Raw genomic sequence first — 3,395 nt, 5'->3', positions numbered from 1 at the left:
ACCTAAGGACGCCGAATAGAGAAGGACGAGATAAGAGCAGCCAGGGGATTCATGTCCATTACCGCATTCATGATCGATGCCGTCAGATCCCGGCCAATGCCGGTCACCGGGTGGCTATGATTCCGGCGAGACGCCGCAGGAGAGACTCGTCGAGCTTGAAACGACGCTCGAAGACCGGACGCTCCGCTTCCGGACCGGTGGTCTCGTAATGCACGCGCAATACCCCGGCGCGGGTGGCATAGGCGAGCCTGGCCGAAGGGCCGACGCTCGACATCTGCAGGTTCAACGCCACATCGTCGAGCGAGCGGAACTCGCCGGCAGCCATCGCATCGACCAGTGCGGCAACGCCTTCACCCAAGGTCCCCGCCGCAGCAAGTGCCGCCCCACCCGGAAATACGCCTAGACCTGCAGTCGCAGCCGGGTACTCCTGATACTGCTCCACCTGCTCGGCCAGCGCGGACAGGGGCGTTTCCGGGTCCGGACGCCATTGCACGGAGGCGTGCAGTCGCGGCATCCGACTGACCTTGCCGACCTTCTCCGGCGCATCTTTCATGCCCGTGCCCAGGATCAGCGCGAAACTCAGGCTGACAATATCCGACCCGGTCATATGCAGCGCGGACCGACCGCGCCCGCCTTTCCGGCGCAGGCCAGCCGTCGACAGGCTGCGGTCGATGCTCTCGACCGTCACGGCGTTGACGTCGAACAGATCGGCCATTGCCGCCACCATTTCTCCCGACGTTGCCATGTTGCGAACCATCCGAATTTATTTCGTATGGGAGTTACGGCAGGCGGGAAAGCGGGCGTCAATCGCCAACCGGAAAAATTTCGGATGAAAGAGGGGCTCTGCCCTCGACCGAGGGCGGCCCGCGCGATCCCCAGGTGGTCCAGCAGCGCCAGGGCGTCCCGTGCCTCTTGCGCCACCGTATAGGTTTCGGGATCGGCCCAATCCGAACCACCGCGGCCGCGGCGCGTCCGGAGGCTGCACGGTCCGCCGCGTCGATCTTGCGGATGCGTGCGATATTCTCGGTCAGGATCTCATCCAGGGTCGCCATATCATCCAGGGTAATGAACCCGGGTATGGCGAACTTGATCGCCGCTGCGGTTGGATTCTTCAGACCAAGGTTTTTCGCAAGAACCGCGTCAATGACAGCGACGGGTTGCGCGAGCCGATACCAGCGCGACACCGTCCGGGCCCAACCGGCCCCGGGATTGATCGCGATCAGCTGCGAGGTGGTGATGCTTGAGTTGCCAAGAATGGGGTGGCCGACAACCTCGCTCCAGAGCATCACGTGCCCGAGCGGTGAAATCAACGGCTTCCAGTCCGACAGAACCGGCGCATGCGCGATGTCCGCTTCCGAGGGGCCGGCTTCGACAGCGGCGATGGCCTGCAGGGCCAGGTCGATCCAGGCGCGGTCTTCGGGCGAGAGTTTCAGGGCTGATCTCCTGTATGAGCAAGGATGGACGTGCCGGATCAGTGCCGAACAGGCCGCTGTTCCAGATCGGCGGCGCGCTGCAGCATGCGCGTGGCGACCCGCAGGCTGGGGTGATGCCGCTGCAGGGTGGGGTGGGCGAGGACCTCGCAGATCGCGTCGACGGCCGTCTCGGACAGCGCGCGCTTGACGCCCTCGCGCCGCACGAAGCCCTGTAGTTCGGCGAGGGTGAGAGGACGCAGCGGGATCGGCGGGCAACGGCTGAGCAAGGGTTCCGGCAACCGGCGGTGATCGTTCGAGGTCAACACCCACATCACCCAGCTCATGTCGAACTTCACCTGGTAATAGGGGCAACTCCAGCGCGTCGCGATCAGCGGCTCCAGCAACGGCAAAAGCGCCTCTGCCAACCTGAAGGCGTGGCCTTTCATCGAAACCGCAGTGCCGGCCTTTTCCACCTCGTCCACCACCATGACGGGGTTGGCGACGCGGCTTTGCAGCACCGTTTCTATCAGCCTGCCAGGGCAGGATCCGCCCCAACCGCGCTGAGATCCGACAACGCCGAAGCTGACATTTTCTCCGGTGGCTTCGATCACCGCGGTCGGCACCGAGAGCAGTTCGCCGAAGCGCCGCGCCCAGTGGCTTTTGCCGATGCCCGGCGGACCGTCGAGCAGAAGAGGCGGCACCCTCAGGCCCGGCCATCCCTCGCGCACCGATCGACGCATGGCCCGCCAGACCACTTCCGTGGCTGGGGCCATCCAGGACATGTCATCTTGCAAAGTCGCCGCCAGTTCGTCCGCGCGACGCTCGCTCGGGATCGAGATCAGTCGAGCCCCATTCTTCACCGTGTCCAACCGCGCTCGATCGTCCGACTTCAGGTGTTCGAGGCCGGTGGCGGCCTTGCGCAGCTCCAGGATTCGCTTGACCCGGCGCCGGATGCGGGCCGCGTCGTCGGCGCTGATCCCGATGATATCCATCAGATCCATGCCGGGGCTTTCGCTTGGCGCGTCGACATCGTCAGGTGGGGCCAGACGCTCCGGGGGGAACCCGTTTGCAGCGCAGCTTGCGCAGATGCCGCTTGAAGCGGTCCTCGAGTTCGAAGCGACCCTCGTTCGGGCTGAAGGTGCGGGTCTCGATGAAGGGGATGGTGGACATGGGGATACTCCAGTCATGAGGGGGCCGTCGACCAAGAAAGGTCGGTCGCGGCAGCAGGCTTGAGGGATGGCGATCAGGCGCTTGGGAAGATCAGGTCGGGCGGGGTTTTCGAACCGGCCCGGACCGAGAAATCGCGTGGCGCCCGCGAGATCTCAGCCTGGCGATCGGTCGTCTATACTCTGGCCAGAACCGATATAGGGCGATTCAGTCAAGCGGGCAGGGCGTGGCCGGCATGCATGCATCAGGCGAACAGTTCGCGCGAAGTCCGAAAGCAGACCTTCCAGCATCTTCGGGTCGATGGATACATAGCCTGCGGCCTCGATCACGCGTATCTGGCGCACGATGCCGTCAGCTGTGAGGGAGCGAATGCGCGCTACTGAGCGAAGGAAAACCCCAAGCGGATCAGGCCCTGCAAGCTGCGGGCCCAGCCGTCAGGTCGGTCAATCACCAGCAGTCGCGGTGTCAACACAGGGCGGCGCCCGAGGCGGGGATGATCCATCAGCACACCCCAAAGCGCAGGACACCCTTGCATGAAAAGGCAGGGCTGCCAGGCCTCAAGGATGATCGCGTGTGCAAGATCGTTGGGGCAGGGCGCCTGCACAAAGCAAGGCATGAATGCGCCCGAAATGCGTTTCGGCAATCGACACGTGTGCTGTTGTGGCCCGCGAATGGTCGTGTGGGGATGGCGGCAGCCGCTCAGCAGCCGGGGCGAGTGAATTCTCGGAACAGGACAGCATCTTCAGCGGACCTTTCAACATAACCCGCTTTCCGGAGACAAAAGGTTCTCTGTCAACGGCGGAGTAAAACCCGGCC

The 3,395-nt window shown here is 64.1% G+C and carries 5 protein-coding genes and 2 pseudogenes; all 7 read right to left on the bottom strand.

What is annotated here, in order from left to right; all coding sequences use genetic code 11:
* Window positions 1-103 precede the first annotated feature (103 nt).
* A complete protein-coding gene (locus FE811_RS26220; protein ID WP_140849425.1) occupies window positions 104-715 on the bottom strand; it encodes a hypothetical protein in 612 nt (203 codons plus the stop codon).
* A 140-nt stretch (window positions 716-855) separates the two neighbouring features.
* Window positions 856-966 (bottom strand): annotated as a pseudogene (locus FE811_RS28575) (alpha/beta fold hydrolase); the annotation flags it as partial.
* A gap of 17 nt (window positions 967-983) precedes the next feature.
* Window positions 984-1,433: pseudogene (locus FE811_RS28870) on the bottom strand (DUF6634 family protein); the annotation flags it as partial.
* Window positions 1,434-1,471: 38 nt separating this feature from the next.
* Window positions 1,472-2,413, bottom strand: a complete 942-nt coding sequence (locus tag FE811_RS26205) for an AAA family ATPase (protein ID WP_255469857.1) — start codon at window positions 2,411-2,413, stop codon at window positions 1,472-1,474.
* 31 nt (window positions 2,414-2,444) lie between these two features.
* Window positions 2,445-2,582, bottom strand: a complete 138-nt coding sequence (locus FE811_RS28570; protein ID WP_255469856.1) for a hypothetical protein — start codon at window positions 2,580-2,582, stop codon at window positions 2,445-2,447.
* A 373-nt stretch (window positions 2,583-2,955) separates the two neighbouring features.
* Window positions 2,956-3,195, bottom strand: coding sequence for a DUF6634 family protein (locus tag FE811_RS28865; protein ID WP_370362712.1), 240 nt, complete (start codon window positions 3,193-3,195; stop codon window positions 2,956-2,958).
* The coding region (locus tag FE811_RS28040) for a hypothetical protein (protein ID WP_219848971.1) at window positions 3,137-3,395 on the bottom strand (259 nt) is incomplete at its 5' end. The genes FE811_RS28040 and FE811_RS28865, both read right to left, overlap by 59 nt.

Source organism: Paracoccus sp. FO-3 (genome assembly GCF_006386455.1).
In the GTDB taxonomy this organism is placed as follows: domain Bacteria; phylum Pseudomonadota; class Alphaproteobacteria; order Rhodobacterales; family Rhodobacteraceae; genus Paracoccus; species Paracoccus versutus.
The sequence above is the reverse complement of the archived record's forward strand: the minus strand, read 5'-3'. Positions and strand labels throughout refer to the sequence as shown.

Excerpts from the sequence above, each read along its gene's own strand:
- FE811_RS26220 (WP_140849425.1), bottom strand. The coding sequence starts at position 715 with ATGGCCGATCTGTTCGACGTCAACGCCGTGACGGTCGAGAGCATCGAC.
- FE811_RS26205 (WP_255469857.1), bottom strand. The coding sequence starts at position 2,413 with ATGGATCTGATGGATATCATCGGGATCAGCGCCGACGACGCGGCCCGC.
- FE811_RS28570 (WP_255469856.1), bottom strand. The coding sequence starts at position 2,582 with ATGTCCACCATCCCCTTCATCGAGACCCGCACCTTCAGCCCGAACGAG.
- FE811_RS28865 (WP_370362712.1), bottom strand. The coding sequence starts at position 3,195 with ATGCCTTGCTTTGTGCAGGCGCCCTGCCCCAACGATCTTGCACACGCG.